This is a genomic window from Sphingobium indicum BiD32, assembly GCF_000382885.1.
GTDB lineage: Bacteria > Pseudomonadota > Alphaproteobacteria > Sphingomonadales > Sphingomonadaceae > Sphingobium > Sphingobium japonicum_C.
On record NZ_CAVK010000238.1, the window covers coordinates 1 to 18,757 of the forward strand.

General features: G+C 64.4%; 18 protein-coding genes. 6 read left to right on the forward strand and 12 right to left on the reverse strand.

Translation table 11 applies throughout. The features are described 5' to 3' along the window. Positions 1 to 76: 76 nt before the first annotated feature. The 6 genes from EBBID32_RS20895 to EBBID32_RS20920 form a co-directional block, all read right to left on the reverse strand. On the reverse strand, positions 77 to 730 hold the full coding sequence (locus EBBID32_RS20895) for an outer membrane protein (protein ID WP_037492335.1): 654 nt from the start codon (positions 728 to 730) through the stop codon (positions 77 to 79). Positions 731 to 905: 175 nt separating this feature from the next. Next, on the reverse strand, positions 906 to 2,285 hold the full coding sequence (locus tag EBBID32_RS20900) for an L-serine ammonia-lyase (RefSeq protein ID WP_006966528.1): 1,380 nt from the start codon (positions 2,283 to 2,285) through the stop codon (positions 906 to 908). A 2-nt stretch (positions 2,286 to 2,287) separates the two neighbouring features. Beyond that, positions 2,288 to 6,466, reverse strand: a complete 4,179-nt coding sequence (locus EBBID32_RS20905) for a translocation/assembly module TamB domain-containing protein (RefSeq protein ID WP_006966530.1) — start codon at positions 6,464 to 6,466, stop codon at positions 2,288 to 2,290. Then, entirely contained in the window at positions 6,466 to 8,514 is a 2,049-nt protein-coding gene (locus EBBID32_RS20910) for a BamA/TamA family outer membrane protein (protein WP_196805711.1), read from the reverse strand. Before EBBID32_RS20910 ends, EBBID32_RS20905 begins: the two co-directional genes overlap by 1 nt. Before the next feature lie 77 nt (positions 8,515 to 8,591). Continuing rightward, positions 8,592 to 9,071 carry a DUF1465 family protein gene (locus EBBID32_RS20915; RefSeq protein WP_006966534.1) on the reverse strand — a complete coding sequence of 160 codons (480 nt, stop codon included), beginning with the start codon at positions 9,069 to 9,071 and terminating at the stop codon, positions 8,592 to 8,594. A 122-nt stretch (positions 9,072 to 9,193) separates the two neighbouring features. Beyond that, complete coding sequence (locus EBBID32_RS20920) at positions 9,194 to 9,373, reverse strand: YdcH family protein (protein WP_037492337.1); 180 nt, start codon at positions 9,371 to 9,373, stop codon at positions 9,194 to 9,196. A gap of 188 nt (positions 9,374 to 9,561) precedes the next feature. Here EBBID32_RS20920 and EBBID32_RS23840 point away from each other — a divergent pair, with 188 nt between their 5' ends. After that, on the forward strand, positions 9,562 to 9,720 hold the full coding sequence (locus EBBID32_RS23840) for a YdcH family protein (protein WP_006966541.1): 159 nt from the start codon (positions 9,562 to 9,564) through the stop codon (positions 9,718 to 9,720). 160 nt (positions 9,721 to 9,880) lie between these two features. Here EBBID32_RS23840 and EBBID32_RS20925 read toward each other — a convergent pair whose 3' ends face one another. The 6 genes from EBBID32_RS20925 to EBBID32_RS20945 form a co-directional block, all read right to left on the reverse strand. Beyond that, entirely contained in the window at positions 9,881 to 10,255 is a 375-nt protein-coding gene (locus EBBID32_RS20925; RefSeq protein WP_006966543.1) for a PilZ domain-containing protein, read from the reverse strand. Positions 10,256 to 10,323: 68 nt separating this feature from the next. Beyond that, positions 10,324 to 10,788 carry an RNA polymerase-binding protein DksA gene (gene dksA / locus EBBID32_RS20930; RefSeq protein ID WP_006966545.1) on the reverse strand — a complete coding sequence of 155 codons (465 nt, stop codon included), beginning with the start codon at positions 10,786 to 10,788 and terminating at the stop codon, positions 10,324 to 10,326. A 120-nt stretch (positions 10,789 to 10,908) separates the two neighbouring features. Beyond that, on the reverse strand, positions 10,909 to 11,136 hold the full coding sequence (locus tag EBBID32_RS24310; protein WP_156022640.1) for a hypothetical protein: 228 nt from the start codon (positions 11,134 to 11,136) through the stop codon (positions 10,909 to 10,911). 224 nt (positions 11,137 to 11,360) lie between these two features. Then, positions 11,361 to 11,927 carry a hypothetical protein gene (locus EBBID32_RS20935; RefSeq protein ID WP_037492339.1) on the reverse strand — a complete coding sequence of 189 codons (567 nt, stop codon included), beginning with the start codon at positions 11,925 to 11,927 and terminating at the stop codon, positions 11,361 to 11,363. 12 nt (positions 11,928 to 11,939) lie between these two features. Next, a complete protein-coding gene (locus EBBID32_RS20940) occupies positions 11,940 to 12,344 on the reverse strand; it encodes a hypothetical protein (RefSeq protein WP_006966549.1) in 405 nt (134 codons plus the stop codon). Between the two features lie 89 nt (positions 12,345 to 12,433). After that, entirely contained in the window at positions 12,434 to 12,874 is a 441-nt protein-coding gene (locus EBBID32_RS20945) for a host attachment family protein (protein ID WP_006966552.1), read from the reverse strand. A gap of 93 nt (positions 12,875 to 12,967) precedes the next feature. Here EBBID32_RS20945 and serS point away from each other — a divergent pair, with 93 nt between their 5' ends. The 5 genes from serS to rimO all read left to right on the forward strand — a co-directional run bounded on the left by serS (position 12,968) and on the right by rimO (position 18,677). Continuing rightward, positions 12,968 to 14,245 (forward strand): serine--tRNA ligase, encoded by a 1,278-nt coding sequence (serS, locus tag EBBID32_RS20950; RefSeq protein WP_006966554.1) that lies wholly within the window; start codon positions 12,968 to 12,970, stop codon positions 14,243 to 14,245. Positions 14,246 to 14,338: 93 nt separating this feature from the next. Beyond that, complete coding sequence (surE, locus tag EBBID32_RS20955; protein WP_006966556.1) at positions 14,339 to 15,103, forward strand: 5'/3'-nucleotidase SurE; 765 nt, start codon at positions 14,339 to 14,341, stop codon at positions 15,101 to 15,103. A gap of 45 nt (positions 15,104 to 15,148) precedes the next feature. Continuing rightward, positions 15,149 to 16,195 (forward strand): M23 family metallopeptidase, encoded by a 1,047-nt coding sequence (locus EBBID32_RS20960; RefSeq protein WP_006966558.1) that lies wholly within the window; start codon positions 15,149 to 15,151, stop codon positions 16,193 to 16,195. A gap of 62 nt (positions 16,196 to 16,257) precedes the next feature. Next, on the forward strand, positions 16,258 to 17,247 hold the full coding sequence (locus tag EBBID32_RS20965; protein WP_440590971.1) for a potassium channel family protein: 990 nt from the start codon (positions 16,258 to 16,260) through the stop codon (positions 17,245 to 17,247). A gap of 47 nt (positions 17,248 to 17,294) precedes the next feature. Next, positions 17,295 to 18,677, forward strand: coding sequence for a 30S ribosomal protein S12 methylthiotransferase RimO (rimO, locus tag EBBID32_RS20970; RefSeq protein ID WP_196805712.1), 1,383 nt, complete (start codon positions 17,295 to 17,297; stop codon positions 18,675 to 18,677). Positions 18,678 to 18,757 lie beyond the last annotated feature (80 nt).

Below are 18,757 nucleotides of genomic sequence, written 5' to 3' on the forward strand. Positions count from 1 at the left end.
GACACCCCTCCGTCAGCACTATGTGCTGCCACCTCCCCTTGCAGGGGAGGATGAGCATCTTTCTTAGTTCTGGCTCTTAAAAGCGCCAGCCGACGCTGGCCACGACCTGATGCCGGTCGGTGTCGATGTCGAATTCGCTGCTGGTCGCGCCGTCCATATAGTCGATATGGGCGCTGTCATATTTGGAGTAGCGATATTCCACCTTGGCAAAGGTATTCTGGTTGATCGCCCGCTCCACGCCGCCACCGATGCGCCAGCCGTCCAGCTTGAACGCGGTGTCGGTCGTTTCGTCAGTATCGCCTGCCAGCACGTTGAGCTTGGTGTTGGTGTAACCGCCCTTCACATAGACCAAAGTGTTGGGGTTGGCGAGGATACCGACGCGCGCGCCGACATAAAGGTCGCGCCCCTGGCTGACGCGGCCGAATCCGAACTGGTCGGTCAGGTCATAGCGGTCGCTCTTGGCGGTCGAGTCGGTATATTCACCTTCCACGCCGACAACAGCGCTGCCCAGGTTGATGTCATAGCCAGCGCCAACACCGTAGAGCAGCCCATCGATCGACTGGTCGTCGCGTCCGTTGTTGTTGTCGACGTCGCTGCCGGCACCGACATGGTCATAGCCCAAAATCGCTTCGACGCGGGGACCGGTGAAGGTCGGGCCGACATCCTGTGCCAGGGCTGGTGTGGCGACCGCGGTTCCGGCCAAAAGGGTTGCGACCACTAACTTACGCATATGCTTAACTCCAATTGTCATTCACGCCCCGCAGGGGTGAGACGTTGAAGTCCGGGCAAAGCCGTTGGTTGCATGAACCTAAGATAAACAAGGACTTATGTTGCCAAATTGGCACAGTTGCAACCGTTTCGTCCCGTTCCTGTGGGCGGCAAACGACGAGCCGACAAGAATCTGTTCAGCACTCCACCACATTGACGGCCAGTCCGCCGAGCGATGTTTCCTTGTAGCGGCTGGCCATATCCTCACCGGTCTGGCGCATCGTTTCGATGACCGCGTCGAGGCTGACGATATGGCGGCCATCGCCCTGAAGCGCGAGATAGGCGGCGTTGATCGCCTTGACCGCGCCCATCGTGTTGCGTTCGATACAGGGTATCTGGACAAGGCCGCCGATCGGATCGCAGGTCAAACCCAGATTATGTTCCATGCCGATTTCGGCGGCATTTTCGACCTGTCCATTGGTGCCGCCCAGCACGGCGGCGAGGCCCGCTGCGGCCATGGAGCAGGCCACGCCGACTTCGCCCTGACAGCCCATTTCAGCAGCCGAGATGGACGCGCGCTTCTTGTAAAGGAAGCCGATAGCAGCGGCGGTCAGCAGGAAACGGCGTTCGCCGTCGCGATCCGCGCCGGGAACGAAGCGGCGATAATAATGCAGCACTGCCGGGATGACGCCCGCCGCGCCATTGGTGGGAGCAGTGACGACGCGGCCACCCGCCGCATTCTCCTCATTCACCGCCAGCGCGAACAGGCTGACCCACTCGAAAATCTGCGCCGGGCCAAGCGCATCGCGTTGCAGGCGCAGCCGCTGGTGGATCGCCATGGCGCGGCGGCGGACTTTCAGGCCACCGGGCAGTAACCCCTCCTGCACCATGCCCCGGTCGATCGAGGCGCTCATCGCGTCGATCACGCTGTCGAGGAAGGCGTCGGTGTCCGCCTGCGCCCGCCAGGCGCCCTCGTTGCGCAGGACCAGCGTGGCGATGGAGAGGCCCGTCGCCTCCCCCTGTGCCAGCATTTCCGCGCCGGAGGAGAAGGGATAGGGCTGAACGATGTTGTGGCCGAGCGGCGTGTCGGATTGGGGATTGCCGGGCAATACCGCGCCGCCGCCGATGGAGTAATAATCCTGCACCTGCGGTTCGCCCTGCCCGTCGAACCAGGCGGAAAAGCGCATCCCGTTACTGTGCGCCTCCAGAAATTCGCCCTTGTGGAAGATCAGGTCGCGGGTTTCCTCGAACGCTATCCAGCCCTCGCCTGCCTGGATGCGGCCATCGTCGCGGATGGCGCGCAGGATCGCCGGGATCGCATCGGGATCGACGCTTTCCGGGCTATGGCCGGACAGGCCGAGCAGGATGGCGCTGTCGGTCGCATGGCCATGGCCGGTCAGGGCGAGCGATCCGTATAGATCACAGCGGACGCGGACAGGCCGGGCGGGCAGCGATTCCATGAACATCAGCGCCGCGCGCATGGGGCCGACCGTGTGCGAACTGGACGGGCCGATGCCGATGGTGAACAGGTCCATGACGCTGATCGCGGCAGCGGCGTCGATGCGGGACTTGCTCACGCTCAATAATCTTTCGACACGCGCACGTTGGCGCTTTCGCGGCCCAGGGTCGAGATGGCGCCGAGCAGGGAGAGCCAGCGGGTGACCTGATATTCGATCCGGGTGGCGCTATAGCCCTGCCCGTCGGTGATCAGTTCGACATAGGTTTTTCGGGTCAGATATTTGCCCGCCGCGATCGACGTCCCCTGCCCCTGCGTCGGATCGGCGGCGATGATACGCAGCCGGTCCAGCCCCGCCGCCTTGCGCACCGCATTGATCGGGTCCAGCCCGCCGCCACCCTGCAACGAGCCGACTGCCGAGGCGAGTTGCAATGCTTCGGGTGCGGACAGGTTGGTGATGGATGTGCCGAACAGGATGCGGGAGAGCAATTCGTCCTGCGGCAGGGCGGGGACGCTGGTGAAGGTGATTTCGGGTTTCAGGCCGGTGCCGCCGACATGGATGGTGGCGGTCAGATCGCTGACATCGGCCTGCGCGTCGATGTCCAGCGTCGGGTTCACCGGGGTCTTGCCGTCAAACTGGATGCGGCCTTCGCGCAGGTCGAAGCGGCGACCGGCAAATTCATAGCCGCCACGCACCAGTTCCGCCCGGCCCGCAATCGCCGGACTGGTGACGGTGCCGCCAATGTCGAGATCGGCACGCCATTCGCTGTCGAGACCAAGGCCGGTGACGGTCAGGCGGTTGCGCGCCCGCGCCTTGATCGCCAGCGCCCAGGGCACATTGGTGCGGACCCGCTCAATCTCCTCACCGCGCCGGTTGATTTCCGTCACGGCCAGTTCGGGGATCTGCGCGACGGCGGCGGCGCGGCCCAGGGTGAAGCGGCTCTTGTTGAGCGTCAAATCGCCACCGATCATGCCGCCGACGCCATCGGAACGCAGGCTGATCGGCCCGGTGACGGTGGCGGCGATATCGTCCCGCTCCAGCAGCGCGGCATTGTCCGCCTGCATCGACAGATCCATGCCGACGCCCGCTATGCCGTTGAAGGTGAAGCGCCCGGCGCCGCCCACCGTGCCGCCATTTTGCGCGGTGGCGGCGAAGCTGGAGATGACCAGTTGGTCCCCGGAAAAACGCCCGCGCGCCTTGACGTTTTTCAGGCGCATGCCGGTGACGGGGCTGTTGATGGCGGCATTGTCAGTCGCCAGCGATCCGGTGATTTGCGGGTTGCCGAGCGTGCCGCGCATGTCGGCGGAGACGTTGACGGGACCGCCAATGTCGACAATCTCCACCCCGGTCAGCCGCCACAGCGTGTCCGCCGTGCCGCCATAACGCAACTGCGCGAAGAAGGGCGCGCGGTTGAGCCGTTCGACCAGCCCGCCTTCACGACCCAAAGGATTGAGCAGCGCCTGCGCCCGCCCGATCGTCTTGCCATCGGCAACGAAGATCATGCGGGTAGCGAGACGGTCGGCGGTCAGCGCGGCGTTGAGGCCGACATCGACCGGACGGGAGCTGAGCGACAGGCCGGATCGCGACAGACCACGGATGCGCAATTCCGCCGTGCCGGTCGGCAGGCCACCGCCACGCGGCTGGGCATAGCTCAATGACCCGGTCGCCGTACCGCCCAGCCCCAGATTGTCATAGCCAATGTCGAGCAGCGAGAGCGGCAGTTTCTGCATCCGCGCCTCGACATGGGTGGAGGTGCTGCCCAGTTCGCCGGCCAGTTGCAGCGATCCGCCCGCATAGCTGATGGTCGCGGGCGACAATTTCCAACCGTCGTCGGTGCGGGTGAGCAGCGCGGCGCGGGTCAGGAGGATGGGGCGCTTGTCGATCGTACCGCCAGCGGTCAGGCGGATGCGGTCAGCATCGACCTGCGCTTCGCCCTGTATGTCGAAGATGCGACCCCGCTGGCCCGACAGGCTGCCGCGTATCTTGCCCCGGCCATCGACCAGATCGGCATTGGCGGCAAAGCGCCCCAGCAACACCCCGCCGACGCGCAAGCCCCGCGCCTGCGCCGTCGCGGTGAGCGTTGTGCGGGACGGATCGAGCAGCATCGTCGCGTCCAGCGTGCCGCGCCGCACCGCGATGACGGTCGGCCCGTCGAAGCTGGCATCATTGGCGGTGAGTTTGAGCTGGACCTGCTGGATCATGTTGACCGGTTTCAGGCTGATATAGCCGGTAACCGGACCATTGACGGCAAGCTGGCCATCGAGACCGCCAGTGACCGGGCGAATATCGCCGCTGGCGGTAACGCCGGACACGTCGATGCGGACGACGCGGACCACGGCCTGCCCGCCCTGCGGCAAGAGGATGACGCCCCGCCCGGTGAAGGGACCAAGGGTCGATCCACCCCCGGCAGTATAGCTGTAACCGGCAGCATCCGGGATAAGCCGCGCGCGCACGTCGCGCAGGCCCAGCGATTTCATCGGGCTGGCGAGCAGCAGGTCGATGGTCGGGCGCTCGATCCTGCCGTCCAGTGTAAGCCTGACCGGACCATATTGACCGTGCCGCCCCTGCCCCTCCAAATGGAGCGTACCGTCGCGGTGGCGCAGGCCGTTGCCGCTCAACGTCAGCAGGGGCGCATCGAGCCGCAAATTGGTGAGCGCCAATTGGCCATCGGGACGCAGCGCCAGACCGCTGCGCACCGTCGGCAGGCCGCCGCCCAGCGTGCGCAGGAAATCATTGTCCAACCGCCGCACCCGCGCCAGCGCATTGCCGCTCAGGCCAAAACTGCCATTGGGACCAGGCACCGCACGCAGCTTGGAGGTCAGGTCAACGATGCCGAGACCGCGAATGGCGAGGCCGTTGATCTGGCCATCCAGCCCGAAATCATAGCGGCCGGTCTTGAGGTCGGCGAGCATGACCAGCTTGCCGCGCAGCTTGTCCGATCGCACATCCATCGGGTTGCTGACGATCTGCTGACCCTTGAGCTGGAGGACGCCGTCGAGCGCGAAATTGCGGATGATCCCCTCGACCAGTTCGCCCTGCCCGTCGAGCCGCGCGGCGCGCAGGCGCACCGGGATCAGCGCCGGACCATTCTCCGCCCGTCGCCCCTTGCCATCCATGCGCACATTGCTGATCAGCGTCTTGTCGAAGGCCAGTTGGCGCGCGGTAAGCAGATATTCGTAGCCGAGCGTCGCGAAGGGACCATCGAGGCGGATCTTCGCCGCGACATCCTGACCACGCATATTTTTGAGCAAGGCCTGCGGGCGGGCCAGTTTCAGCTGCACCAGCATATTGTCGAGCGCGCTGTTGCGTAGGTCGATAGCGCCGTCTGCGTCCAGATCGATCGCGGCGGAGCGCAGCCAGAGGCGGCCGTCGATCACCCGGTCCACCATCGTGCCATTGGCGCGGACGGCGAGGCGCGGTGCGGCGAGACGCTGGACGAGACCGGTGCCTGCGATCGCGCCGCCCTGGACAGAACCGCGCGCGGAATAGGCACCGCTGCGCGCCGCCAGCACGAAATCGGCGACCGGCTGGCTGTCGAGCGTGGCCGACAGGCGGCCGTCCCATCGGCTCCAGCCGCCCCTGCCGCCGATGCGCAGATTGGCGTCCTGCTTCAAACCCGCCATCGCCGCCAGCACGCCGCCCCTGGGCGCGTTGACGGTCACGTCGAGGCGGAAGCGGTCATTGTCCGGGCGACTGTCGAGGGCGAGCGTGAGCGCGTCCTGCTCGTCGATGACGCGCGCGGTCAGATCGATGATCGCGCGACCGCCGCGAATGTCGGCATCGCCCGCCATCGTCGCCTGCTGCACCCGCCCGGTAATGCCCGGCGCGATCGTCAGTCGCCCGACCGAAAACTGCATCAGGCGAATGTCGAAGCCGGGCAGGATCGGCCCCTGCTTCAGGCTGGGGTTGAGTTTGGGCAATTTGTGCAGGGTCGCACGCGGGATCACCAGCCGGTCGATATCCAGCCGGTTATAGGCCCATGCGAAGGGCCACCAGTCCAGCTCCACCCGTGGCGCGTCGAAGAAACGGCCCCTGGGGTCGGACAGGGTCAGATTGTGCAGGACCGCCTTGCGGTAGATGCTGCCGTCGATCCGGTCGACCTGGATGCGCAGGCCCGATGGCGGCTTGATCATCGCGATCCGGCTGATGAGGAAGCGATGCCCCGATGATGTATCGAGCCACGCCAGCGCACCGACGATGATCAGCGCCAGCCCTGTGACGATGCCCAGCAGCCAGCGCTGCCAGCGCGCGTCCCAGGCGCGGCGGCGGTGCGGATTCGCGGCTGGCGCTTCGTCCGCCATCAGAAAGCCTGCCCCAGCGACACATAGACGGCGACGCGCGGGTCGCCCTTTTGCGGGTTGATCGGCGTGCCCACATCAATGCGGATCGGGCCGAAGCTGCTGTAATAGCGCAGGCCAAGCCCGGTGCCGATGCGCAGGTCACGGAAGCGCGGCAGGAAGGTGGTGGAGATATTGCCCGCGTCGACGAACGGCACGACGCCGAAATTGCCAAAGCGCACCCGCGCCTCCAGTGAGAATTCAGCCAGGCTTTTGCCGCCGACCGGATCGTCATCGACACCGAAGCGCGGGCCGATCGCCTGATAGCCATAGCCACGCACCGACGCGCCGCCGCCCGCATAAAAACGCCGCGATGGCGCGATCTGTTCAACCGTCGATCCAAGGATGGTGCCGAAACGCGCGCGCGCCGCGATCACGATTTTTTCGCCCGCAGGCTGATAGATGCTGCCATCCACCTGCACCTTCGCATAGCCGAAGGTCTTGTCCTGAAAGGAAAGTTCGGGGCTGAGCCGACCACCCAGACGAAAGCCCTTGCTGGGATTGAGCAGGTCGTCGCTGCCGTCATAGGTGAGGCTGAGCGGGATCGCGCCGATCAGGAAGGTGCGGCGCGCGCCGCCGCTGAAGGCGTCGGCTTCGTCCGACGCGATCAGCTCCGCGCCGATGCGCCAGACCCAGTCTTTCTGGAACAATATGTTGGTCTGCCGCTCCAGCCCGCCAGACAGGGTGATGGTGCGCGCGTCATAGGCATCGCGCTGGATATTGCTGACCGACAGCAGGCCGGTCAGCACATTGTCGCGGCGGTGGAAATTGTTGCGGCGATAGGTGAAGGATGCGGTCTGTTCCTGCGTACCGACGACACCGCGCACCGTGACCGCGCCTTCGGGCGGGAAGAAATTGCGATGCTGCCAGCTGACTTCGGCGCGATAGCCTTCGCCCGTGCCATAGCCCAGCTGGCCGGCGATGGTGCGCAGCGGCGCAGGGCGAACGTCGACAGCGAGATCGACATGGGTGCCGTCGCCTGCATCCTTGGGCGTCAGGCTGACCGAGGAGACAAGCCCTGTGGCGACAATCGCGCGGCGCAGATCCTCGACGTCGGACGCCTTATAGGGATCGCCAGGATCGAAGCGGGCGATTTCCTGAACATGGTGCGCACCGAAAAGCTTGTCGTCGTTCAGGCGGATCGCGCCAAAGCTGCGATAGCCGCCGGGCGTGACGATGATGTCGAGGTCGCCCTTGCGCTCCTCATGGTCGATCCGCACTTCGGGTTCATCGACCTTTGCAAAGGGGAAGCCGGTTTCGGCCAGCACCGCCGACAGCGCATCGCGCCCGGCCAGGATCGCATCGGCATCGACCGGATCGCCGACCTTGGGCGGGAAGGCGGCGCGCAGTTGCGCTTCCTTGTCGCCCGTCTCGGCCAGACCGGTGAGGTCAACCGATTCCAGCAGATATTGCGTACCGGGCGTGATGTCGAAGCTGACGGCGAGCCGGTCGCTCCCTGCGGGCGGCGCGGCGACGGCACCCCGGATGCGCGCGGCATAATAGCCCTTGGCGCGCAGCAGCCGGTCGAGCAGTTCGCTATCCTCCTTGATACGGCGGTTGATCTGGGCGAGGTTGGCGGCCTTGCCCTCCCCCAGCCGCAACGCGGACAATTCGTCGAAGCGCAGCTTGAAGGTGGCGTCGGCGATCGTGTCGACACCGCTGAGCTGGACGGTATAGCGCCTTTCCTCCCCCGCATCGGCGAAGGTCGCCGCTTCCTCGACCGGTTCGACCGGCGCACCGGCATCAGGCGCAGCGTCAGGCGTCGCCACCTGCACATCGGCGGGATCGGCGGGCAGTGGCTTCACGCTGTCCTCTTGCCCCAGGTCGGGCCAATCCAGCCCGATGTCGGGCATGGTATCGAGCGACTGGTCGATCTCCGGCATAGCTTCGGGCGGCGCGACGGTTTGCGCCAGCGCTCCGCCCGGACAAGCGAGCAGCATCGGAACAAGCAGGAGCCGTGCGGAGTGCGGGCGGCCAGAAGGGCGGCGAAAGGTCCGCAAACCATGGGTCATGGCGATGGTCTAGACCAAATATGTGCGAAAGCGCCAGCCTTAGAAGCGGGAGAATGCGGCCAATTGCCTGGGCGCGATCAGAAGGCGCTGTGCAGGCGATCGATCAGCGCGCGGGCCGGGTTGGCATCCTTGACCGTGGCCGGACCCATCATCAGGTCCATCCGGTCCTGCAACCGGGCAACCCGGTCGTACAATTCCTGGCTCGCATCGATCAGCGAACGGGCCATGAAGGGGAAACCGGCCGCCAATTCCGGCGCCGTCTGGGTCGCGCGGCCCAGCCGATATTTCTCGTCCGACAGGTCCGCGTCGCCGATTTCACCACGCTGCCACGCCCGCTGGCTGAGCAACCAGGCGATGATGTGCATCAGGCGGGTGGTCACCTTAAGCGATTCGCAGGCGAAGGAGACGCGGCGCAGCGGATCGCTCATCCCTTCATCGGTGCTGGTGCTGCCGTCAAAATAGGATCGCGCCTCGTCAGCCATGACCATGGCTTCGAGATAAAGGCCATCGACCAGTCGGCGGTGAAGGCCACGATCCAGAAAGGCTGCGCGTTGCATGGAGGATCACTGACATATTATCGCAACCTTGTCAGGTCCGCCGGTGCGCTTTGTAGCGGGCGCTGTCCCATTCAGGGTCGGTTAGCGTGACGTTAACCACAAAATCCCGTGCAGACACGGATTTACGCGATGATGTCCGGCACCAGGGCATCTTCCAGCTGGGCGATTTCGTCGCGCAGGCGCAGCTTGCGCTTCTTGAACCGGGCGATCTGCATCTGGTCGCCCGCGCCCGCCGCCATCAGAACGGCGATTGCACTGTCGAGGTCGCGATGTTCCACCCGCAACAGCTCCAGTCGGCGCATAATATCTTCCCGGCTCACTGCGCCCCCGATCCGTCAACCACGCTCGTCATACGCCCTGATAACCCGCCGCCCGGATGCGGGCCATCGCAAAATTTTCTCATTCAGGCGCAGCGTGCGAATCAGGGCGAGACAAGCCGAATATTTCATGATCTACTTCGTCATCCATCACCCCTCATCTGGAGAATGTTATGGAAAACAGCCACATTTCAGCTCTTTCTGCCAAGCACGCAGGTATCGACGCCCGAATCAAGGCGGAGACGAGTCGGCCCATGCCCGACGCTATTTTGGTCGCTTCGCTCAAGAAGCAGAAATTGCGGTTGAAAGAAGAACTGGAAGCGCAACACTAAGCATCAGGCGCGCGATACGGAGCGCGATACGGAGAAGGTCGGGACCCGGCGGCGACGGACTGCCGGCCCGACCCTTCCCGATCATTCCGGTTTCCATCGTTCAGACAGTAAAAAGCCGCGCGAACCAACTGGTTGCGGGGCTTTTTACTGTCTGGCCGGATCAGCGGCGCGGGATGCTGCGCTGGTGCAGTCGCAGATAATCGGGCACCGCCTGTGGCGCTGCGCCGGTCGACACCGGCTTGCGCGCCAGTTGCGGGTCGATAGGTTCGTCAAAGGCGAGACCTATCTTGTCATCGCGCGCCCAGGCGACGGTGCCGGTGACCTTGCCAATGCCGCGCAGCTCAAATTCCACTTTGGTGCCCGCAGGGACACCACGTTCGCAATCCGCCATCAGACCGGTGGCCGACAGGTTGCGGACGCGGGCCTTGCCCAGCGGCGCACCTTCAGGCGTCATGAAGCTGGTGAGCAGGAACAGGCTGTCACGCGGCGCGGAGCGTGCCGGTCCCCGATCGGAAGAATCCTGTTCGTCGTTCATGCCTAGACCCGCAAATATAATGCCAGATAATTGGTGGGCATCATAATCGCGGGGGAATGGAGAAAGGGTTAATCGTCGCGCGATATCTTCTCTTGCCGCTCATGCCGTTCCTGCGCCTCGACCGTCATGGTCGCGATTGGCCGGGCTTCCAGTCGGCCCAGCGAGATCGGTTCGCCGGTCACTTCGCAATAGCCATATTCGCCATCCTCGATCCGGCGGAGCGCCGCCTCGATCTTGGAGATCAGCTTGCGCTGGCGGTCGCGGGTGCGCAGTTCGATCGACCAGTCGGTCTCGCTCGATGCGCGGTCGTTCAGGTCGGGTTCGCGGAGCGGTTCATTCTGGAGGACGGCGAGCGTCCCTTCCGCTTCGGCGTGGATCTGCTTCTTCCAGTCCCACAAACGCTGCCGGAAATATTCCAGCTGGAGCGGGTTCATGAATTCCTCATCGGCGGAAGGCCGGTAATCAGCAGGAAGTTCGACAGTCGATTTGGGCGGCTTATCGCCGTCTTTATCGGAATTCAGGACCGATGCCATCTGGCTCTCCGACTCGGAGGACGCCGGCGCTTAACGTCCGGGCGCCCATGACTTTTCATTGAGGGCGCCTCATAGCGATGGGCGCAGGGCGACACAAGCGGGCAATCTTGCGCTCATGCTTCATTCTGTCGGATTTCGCAGATGGACGACAGCCTTCGCTGCCGAGTCCTGCGAGCCGGACAACAGGGCGAAAACCACCAAGCGATTTTTACCCGGCAAGCGGCAGTCGTTCCATAGTGGGACGTTAACCATTTCCCTTGGGAAGAAGGCAGGATTTCCCTCGACTTGAACATCACATTCAGGGTTAACACCGTTGCAGTTAACGCTTTCTTTTGCGTTCTTGCGCATAGGAAGTTCCTACCAGTCCGTCATTGGAAAAAGCCAGTGCCGGGTCAGGGGGCAACAAAGTAAAGAGTGGATCCTATGTCGGTACGGATGGCATTGGCTAAGTTATGCGCCTGCACTTGCGGCGGAGCGATCATCGGCGGTGGCGCGGTGCATGTCGCCGAAAATGCGCGACCGGCAGTGGTCCACAGCAGCAAAAGCACCAAGGCGGCAGCGCCCCGGAAACGCTATGCCGTGCGGACAGTGAAGCGCAAGGTGGTGCGGACGGTCACGACCAGCACGCCGCGCACCGTGACGGTCGTTACCCAGCAGGCGCCCATTCCCCTGCCAGCACCGATGCCGATGGCCGAAATGCCGATCATGTCGGGCGGCGGCGGCGCGGTGCCGATGGTGATGGGCGGTGGCGGCGGCTTTGGCGGCGGCGGCTTCATGGGCGGCTTTTTCGGCGGTGGTGGCGGCAGCGGCGGCGGGTCGGTGGTGATCTCCTCGACCAGCAGCTCGACCGGCGGCATCAGCAGTTCGACCAGTTCGACCACGGGCGGCGTGTCCACATCGACCGGGGGTGTTTCAACCTCGACCGGGGGCGTCTCGACCTCCACGGGCGGCGTCTCGACCTCGAGCGGTAACGTGTCCACATCGAGCGGCGTTTCGACGTCGAGCGGGAATGTGTCGACCTCCAGCGGCAATGTCAGCAGCAGCTCGTCCTCGTCCAGTTCCAGCTCTTCGTCCTCATCCTCCTCGTCCAGCTCTTCATCGAGCAGTTCGGGCGGATCGAGCGGTGGCAAGCCGGGCAAGCCTGGTCATGATCACGGGTCGAGTGGCGGATCGGGTGGCAGTTCCGGCTCCAGCGGCAGTTCAGGATCGAGCGGCAGCAGCGGATCGTCGGGCAGTTCCGGGTCGAGCGGCAGCAGTTCCTCGTCCTCCTCCTCTTCCTCGTCGGGCAGTTCCTCCTCTTCGGGCGGTTCGTCCAGCTTTGGCAGCACGGGCAGCAGCGGATCGAGCGGCAGTTCCGGTTCCAGCGGCAGCTCGGGGTCAAGTGGCTCGTCCTCCTCTTCGAGCAGCAGCAGCAGTTCCTCGTCCAGCAGCTCCAGCGGCGGATCGAGCAGCAGCGGTGGCACCGACGTCCCTGCTCCGCCGATGATCCTGCTGTTCGGCGCAGCCGCAGTCGCGCTGGTCGCGCGTCGCCGCTTTGCCGAGCGCAAGGGCGACAAGGCCGCCTGATCCGTCAGACAGCGACATGAAAAAGGGCGGCTCCTGATAGCGGAAGCCGCCCTTTTCATTTGGGTCAAACTGGTGTGGATCAATTGTCGGCGATGATCCGTTCGATCTCCGCAATCGGATGATTCACCAGATCCTTGGCGATCTCGCCGGTCAGGCGGCTTTCGACTTCCTTGTGATAATGTTTGCGCATTTCGCCCAATGTTCCGGGCGGGGCGACGATGATCAGTTTCTCAAAATCATTGGCAAAGGCGCGATGCTTGAGGATGTCAGCGGCCTGGGCTGCAAAGCGTTCTTCCTCCAGGTCGTGGAAATTGGTTTCAGACATGGCGCTGCGATGGCTGCCGATCGAGTTGAAGGCGCGACCCGGCGTATCGCTTCCCTGATCGCGATCGGCCGGATTATCCTGCTTTTCGACCTGCTCGGTTTCCAGACTGGGCATGGCAGCGTCGCCCCTGTTCCGGAAAAACAGCATCTTGCGGCCGTCGGCCACCAATATGAGCGCGTCCTGGTCTATCTGCATCGCCTTGTCCTTTTCATTTTGCGGGATGCCTGTTCAACGATCGGCAGCGCGCAGGGTTGCGTGGCCCGCCGCACGGCGGCATAGGACTGGCCCATGCACGACATCCGTTTCATCCGCGAAAATCCCGCCGCTTTCGACGCTGGCCTGGCCCGGCGCGGGCTGGCAGCCCTGTCCCCGCAGATATTGGCGCTGGACGAACAGAGCCGGGCGATCAAGACCCAGTTGCAGGTCGGGCAAGCCCGGCGCAACGAGGCGAGCAAGCTGATCGGCCAGGCCATGGCGGCGAAGGACGTTGAGAAAGCGGAAGCGCTGAAAGCCGAAGTCGCGGCGATCAAGGAAGGCACGCCCGCGCTGGAAGCGCAGGATCGCGAGGTTGGCGACGCGCTGGGCGCGACGCTGGCGGCGATCCCCAACCTGCCTGCTGACGATGTGCCGCAAGGCGACAGCGAAGCCGACAATGTGGAAGTGAGCCGCTGGGGCACGGTGCGCACCTTCGACTTTGCGCCGCAGGACCATGCCGATTTCGGCCCGGCGCTGGGGCTGGATTTTGAAGGGGGCGCGGCCTTGTCGGGCGCGCGCTTCACGGCGCTGCGGGGACAGATGGCGCGGCTGCACCGGGCGCTGGCGCAGTTTATGCTCGATACCCAGACGGGCGCTAACGGGTATGAAGAAACCAACCCGCCGCTGCTGGTGCGGGACGAGGCGCTGTTCGGCACCGGGCAGTTGCCGAAATTCGCCGAGGATCTGTTCAGGACGACCGATGGCCGCTGGCTGATCCCCACCGCCGAAGTCTCTCTCACCAATCTGGTCGCCAACCAGATCGTGCCAGTCGGCGACCTGCCCGTCCGCCTGACCGCGCTGACCCCCTGTTTCCGTTCCGAAGCCGGGTCCGCCGGGCGCGATACGCGCGGGTTCATTCGCCAGCATCAGTTCGAGAAGGTCGAGCTGGTCGCGATCTGCGCGCCCGATGAATCGGAAGCCGAACATGAACGCATGTGCGCGGCGGCGGAGGGCATCCTCCAGGCGCTCGCGCTGCCCTATCGCAAGATGCTGCTCTGCACCGGCGACATGGGCTTTGGCGCGCGCAAGACATGGGATCTGGAAGTGTGGCTGCCCAGCCAGAATACGTATCGCGAGATCAGCTCCGTTTCCAACTGCGGCGATTTTCAGGCGCGGCGAATGAACGCCCGTTACAAGCCGGAGGGCGAGAAGCAGACGCGCTTCCTGCATACGCTGAACGGTTCCGGGCTGGCCGTGGGGCGGACGCTGGTGGCGGTGCTGGAAAATTACCAGCAGGCCGATGGCAGCGTGATCGTGCCGGAGGTGCTGACACCTTATATGGGTGGGGTGACGCGCCTGACGCCCAATTAAAATTCCGTTCGGGCTGAGCCTGTCGAAGCCCCGTTCTTTTCTTCAGGAAGGACTGCCCTTCGACAGGCTCAGGGCGAACGGAGGTTTTTGGCTATGCGTATCCTGCTCACTAACGACGATGGCGTTCATGCCCCCGGCCTCAAAGTGCTGGAAGAGATTGCGCGGCAATTTTCCGACGACATATGGATCGTGGCCCCGAGCGAGGAGCAATCGGGGGCTGGACATAGCCTGACGCTCACCCGGCCCTTGCGCATCCGCAAACATGGTGCGCAACATTATAGCGTCACCGGCACGCCGACCGATGCGGTGATGATGGCGGTGGGGCATCTGATGAAGGATGCACGGCCCGACCTGATCCTGTCGGGGGTCAATCGCGGGGCGAATCTGGCCGAGGATGTCACCTATTCCGGCACGGTCGCCGCCGCGATGGAAGGCGCGATTTCGGGGATCAAGTCGATCGCGCTCAGCCAGGTCTATGCGCGCGAGGGGATGGGCGACGCGGTGCCGTTTGCCGCCGCGCAGGCGTGGGGCGCGAAGGCGATTGCGCCGATCATCGCCATGCCGCCATCGCGCCGGATGCTGTTCAACGTCAATTTCCCGGCGATCGAACCCGATGCGGTCAAGGGCATCCGCGTGGTGCGGCAGGGCTTCCATGATGTCGATCGCACGAAGATTGTCGAAGCCACCGATCCGCGCGGCTATCGCTATTACTGGTTCAGTCTGGGCAGCAGCGACGCGGTGCCCGAAGGCAGCGATCTGGCGGCGGTGGCGGAAGGCTATGTCACGATCACGCCGCTTCACTATGACCTGACGCAGGACAGCGCGATGGCGGCGACGATGGCCGCCTTCCAACAATAGCGGCAGGGGGTGGCAAGCGCGGCGCGATGCGATAGACAGGCGGCGATGCAACGTCCCTTCCTTCATTCCGCCCTGCTGCTTGCCCCGCTGATACTGGTCGCCTGCATCCCCAACGAGGCACCGCCCACGCGGGCCGACACGCCCCCGCCCCGGCTGGATGCCGATGCGTCCGCTGTCGAACTGGTCGAGGCGGAGCCGGTGTGGACCGCACAGCAGGTCGTCGCCAATGCGCAAAGCGTTACCGCATCCACCTATATCGTCCAGCCCGGCGACACGCTGCGCGGCATCGGTAATCGGACGGGTGCGGGATCGGAAGCGATTGCGCGGGCCAATGGGCTGACCCCGCCCTTTGCCATTCGTATCGGGCAAAGACTGACCATACCCGGTGGCCGCTATCATCTGGTGGCGGAGGGGGAGACGGGGATTGCCATCGCGTCCGCCTATGGCGTGGCGTGGAGCCGGATCGTTACGGCCAACGGCCTGACCGAACCTTTCATGCTGCGGCGCGGCCAGCGGCTGCTGTTGCCCGACGACACGCCGGTCGCCGCCCCTTCCATCGAACAACGCGCCGCCGCCTTCCGTATCGATATTGACGATGTGCTGACCGGCGGTCAGCCCGCTGCGGTGGAAAATGCGCCGGTAGCGGTCGCCTCGTCCCAGCCCCGTCCGCTGCCGTCCAATGTACCGATCGCCCAGCCCGCCAGCTTCACCGGCCGGTTCGCCTGGCCGGTGAAAGGCAAGCTGCTGTCGCGCTTTGGCCCTGGCGAGAGTGGCGCGAAGAATAATGGCATCGACATCGGTGTCCCGGCCGGCACGCCGATCCGCGCCGCGGCGGACGGCGTGGTGGCCTATGCGGGCGACCGGGTGGCGGTGTTTGGCGGGCTGGTGCTCATCAACCATGGCAGCGGCTGGGTGAGCGCCTATGGCCATGCCAGCCGCGTCGACATGGTGCGCGGGCAAAAGGTGACGCGCGGGCAGATTATCGGCCTGACCGGCGATAGCGGCTATGCCAGCCAGCCCAAGCTGCATTTTGAACTGCGCAAGGACCGGGTGCCGGTCAACCCCGTCCCGCACCTGCCGACCGCGCCATGAGGGTGGACCGGGCAGCACCTCGTTCGACCGAAGGCTTTTTGCGGCGGCGATCGTCCATGCCGATGTGGGTGGATTTGAGCTGGCGCGTCGGGCTGGTCGTGGGGCTGATCAGCGTGGTGCTGCTGCTCCACTGGGTCGGGCGCGATGGCCTGAAGGACAATCTCGACAATCATATCAGCTTTGTCGACGTGCTCTATTTCACCACGGTCACGGTGACGACGGTGGGCTATGGCGACATCGTGCCGGTAACGCCCGAAGCGCGCCTGTTTGAATCGCTGTTCGTCACGCCGATTCGGCTGTTCGTCTGGCTCATTTTCCTGGGCACAGCCTATTCGCTTTTCCTCCGCAACATCCTCTACAGGTGGCGCATGGCCCGCATACAAGCCGATCTGCACAATCACATCATCGTCACCGGGTTCGGCACCAGCGGGCAGGAAGCGGTGCATGAACTGCTGGCGCGCGGTACTGACGCGCGTGAGATCGTGGTGATCGACGGGAGCGAAGCCGCGCTGGAACTGGCCGAGGCGCAGGGGTGCAATATATTGTGCGGCGATTCGACCCGCGACCGGACATTGAAGGACGTGGCGATCCACCGGGCGCGCAGCATGATCGTGTCGGCGGGGCGCGACGATACGTCGATCCTGATCACGCTGACCGCCCGCCATCTGGCCCCGCGCCTGCCGATCAGCATCGTGGTGCGCAACGAGGATAATGAACTGCCCGCGCGGCAGGCGGGCGCGACCACGGTGATCAACCCGGTCAGCTTTGCCGGACTGCTGCTGGCGGGCAGTACGAGCGGCAAGCATATTGCCGATTATATGGCCGATCTGGCCGCGTCGGGCGGGCGGGTGAAGCTCAATGAGCGGTTCGTGAAGCCGGACGAGATTGGCGGGCCATTGTCGGCGATCACCACGGGTCTTGGCGTGCGCATCTATCGCGACGATCGCCCGATCGGCTTCTGGGAGGACGGCGCGCGGCAGCTCCAGACCGGCGACCTGATCATCGAGATTGTCGCGGGTGATGGTGTCAGGGAAAGCCGCAAACTCGACTGATTGAAGCGCCGGAACTGCGCTGCGTGACATTCCACGCAAAAATCCCTATGTGCGCGACCATCATGGCAACCAAATTTCCTGACGCGCCGAAGATCGGCATGGTTTCGCTCGGCTGTCCGAAAAATCTGGTGGACTCCGAACGCATCCTGACCAAGCTGCGTTCCGACGGCTATCAGATGTCGCCCGACTATGCCGGGGCGGACGTCGTGCTGGTCAACACCTGCGGCTTTCTCGATTCGGCCAAGGAAGAATCGCTCGAAGCCATTGGCGAGGCGATGGCCGAAAATGGCCGCGTCATCGTCACCGGCTGCATGGGTGACGAGGCGGATGTGATCCGCGCAAAATTCCCGCAAGTGCTGGCTGTTACCGGCGCGCATCAATATGAGCAGGTCGTCAACGCGGTGCATGACGCATCGCCGCCAGTGCCCAACGCCTTTGTCGATCTGGTGCCGGAAGGTGGCCTGAAACTGACGCCGCGCCATTACAGCTATCTGAAAATTTCAGAGGGCTGCAACCATCGCTGTTCCTTCTGCATCATCCCTTCGATCCGGGGCGATCTGGTGTCGCGGCGGATCGACGCGGTGCTGCGCGAGGCGGAAAAGCTGGTGTCGGCCGGGACCAAGGAATTGCTGGTCATCAGCCAGGATACATCGGCCTATGGCGTCGACACGCGCCATGAACCGCGCCAGTGGAAGGGCCGCGACGTGCGCGCGCACATGACCGACATGGCGCGCGAGCTGGGACAGTTGCGCACCGCCGAAGGCCGCGCGCCCTGGGTGCGGCTCCACTATGTCTATCCCTATCCCCATGTCGATCAGGTCATTCCGCTGATGGCGGACGGGCTGCTGACCCCCTATCTCGACATCCCGTTCCAGCATGCCGCGCCCAGCGTGCTGAAAGCGATGAAGCGCCCGGCCAACGAAGCCAAGGTGCTGGAGCGCATCCATAAATGGCGGGCGATCTGCCCGGATATCACGATCCGTTCGACCTTCGTGGTCGGCTTCCCCGGCGAAACGGAGGCGGATTTTCAATATCTGCTGGACTGGCTGGACGAGGCGCAACTGGACCGCGTCGGCGCGTTCCGGTTCGAGCCGGTCGAGGGGGCAGCTGCCAACGCCCTGCCCGGCGCGGTGCCCGAAGAGGTCAAGGAAGAACGCTATCAGCGGATCATGGAAAAGACCGCCGCGATCAGCGCCGCGAAGCTCGCCGCCAAGGTCGGCCGCGTGCTGCCGGTAATCGTCGATGAAGTGGGCGAGCCGGACGAGGAAGATGGCTCCATCGGCGCGACTGCCCGCTCACAGGCGGACGCGCCGGAAATCGACGGCAATGTGTTCCTGCGCGATGTCGGAGAAGGCCGAAAGGCTGGTGATATGTTCGACGTGATGATCGAAGATGCCGACGAGCATGATCTCTACGGGGTGCCGGTTTAGGGTTTATGGCAAACCATTGATCCTCCCCTACAAGGGGAGGTGTCGGGCCGCAGGCCAGACGGAGGGGTGTCACCCTCACG

Coding starts and splice junctions, on each gene's coding strand:
- EBBID32_RS20895 (WP_037492335.1), bottom strand. CDS start 730: ATGCGTAAGTTAGTGGTCGCAACCCTTTTGGCCGGAACCGCGGTCGCC.
- EBBID32_RS20905 (WP_006966530.1), bottom strand. CDS start 6,466: ATGGCGGACGAAGCGCCAGCCGCGAATCCGCACCGCCGCCGCGCCTGG.
- EBBID32_RS20910 (WP_196805711.1), bottom strand. CDS start 8,514: ATGACCCATGGTTTGCGGACCTTTCGCCGCCCTTCTGGCCGCCCGCAC.
- EBBID32_RS20915 (WP_006966534.1), bottom strand. CDS start 9,071: ATGCAACGCGCAGCCTTTCTGGATCGTGGCCTTCACCGCCGACTGGTC.
- EBBID32_RS20920 (WP_037492337.1), bottom strand. CDS start 9,373: ATGCGCCGACTGGAGCTGTTGCGGGTGGAACATCGCGACCTCGACAGT.
- EBBID32_RS23840 (WP_006966541.1), top strand. CDS start 9,562: ATGGAAAACAGCCACATTTCAGCTCTTTCTGCCAAGCACGCAGGTATC.
- EBBID32_RS20925 (WP_006966543.1), bottom strand. CDS start 10,255: ATGAACGACGAACAGGATTCTTCCGATCGGGGACCGGCACGCTCCGCG.
- dksA (WP_006966545.1), bottom strand. CDS start 10,788: ATGGCATCGGTCCTGAATTCCGATAAAGACGGCGATAAGCCGCCCAAA.
- EBBID32_RS24310 (WP_156022640.1), bottom strand. CDS start 11,136: ATGCGCAAGAACGCAAAAGAAAGCGTTAACTGCAACGGTGTTAACCCT.
- EBBID32_RS20945 (WP_006966552.1), bottom strand. CDS start 12,874: ATGCAGATAGACCAGGACGCGCTCATATTGGTGGCCGACGGCCGCAAG.
- serS (WP_006966554.1), top strand. CDS start 12,968: ATGCACGACATCCGTTTCATCCGCGAAAATCCCGCCGCTTTCGACGCT.
- surE (WP_006966556.1), top strand. CDS start 14,339: ATGCGTATCCTGCTCACTAACGACGATGGCGTTCATGCCCCCGGCCTC.
- EBBID32_RS20960 (WP_006966558.1), top strand. CDS start 15,149: ATGCAACGTCCCTTCCTTCATTCCGCCCTGCTGCTTGCCCCGCTGATA.
- EBBID32_RS20965 (WP_440590971.1), top strand. CDS start 16,258: ATGTGGGTGGATTTGAGCTGGCGCGTCGGGCTGGTCGTGGGGCTGATC.
- rimO (WP_196805712.1), top strand. CDS start 17,295: ATGTGCGCGACCATCATGGCAACCAAATTTCCTGACGCGCCGAAGATC.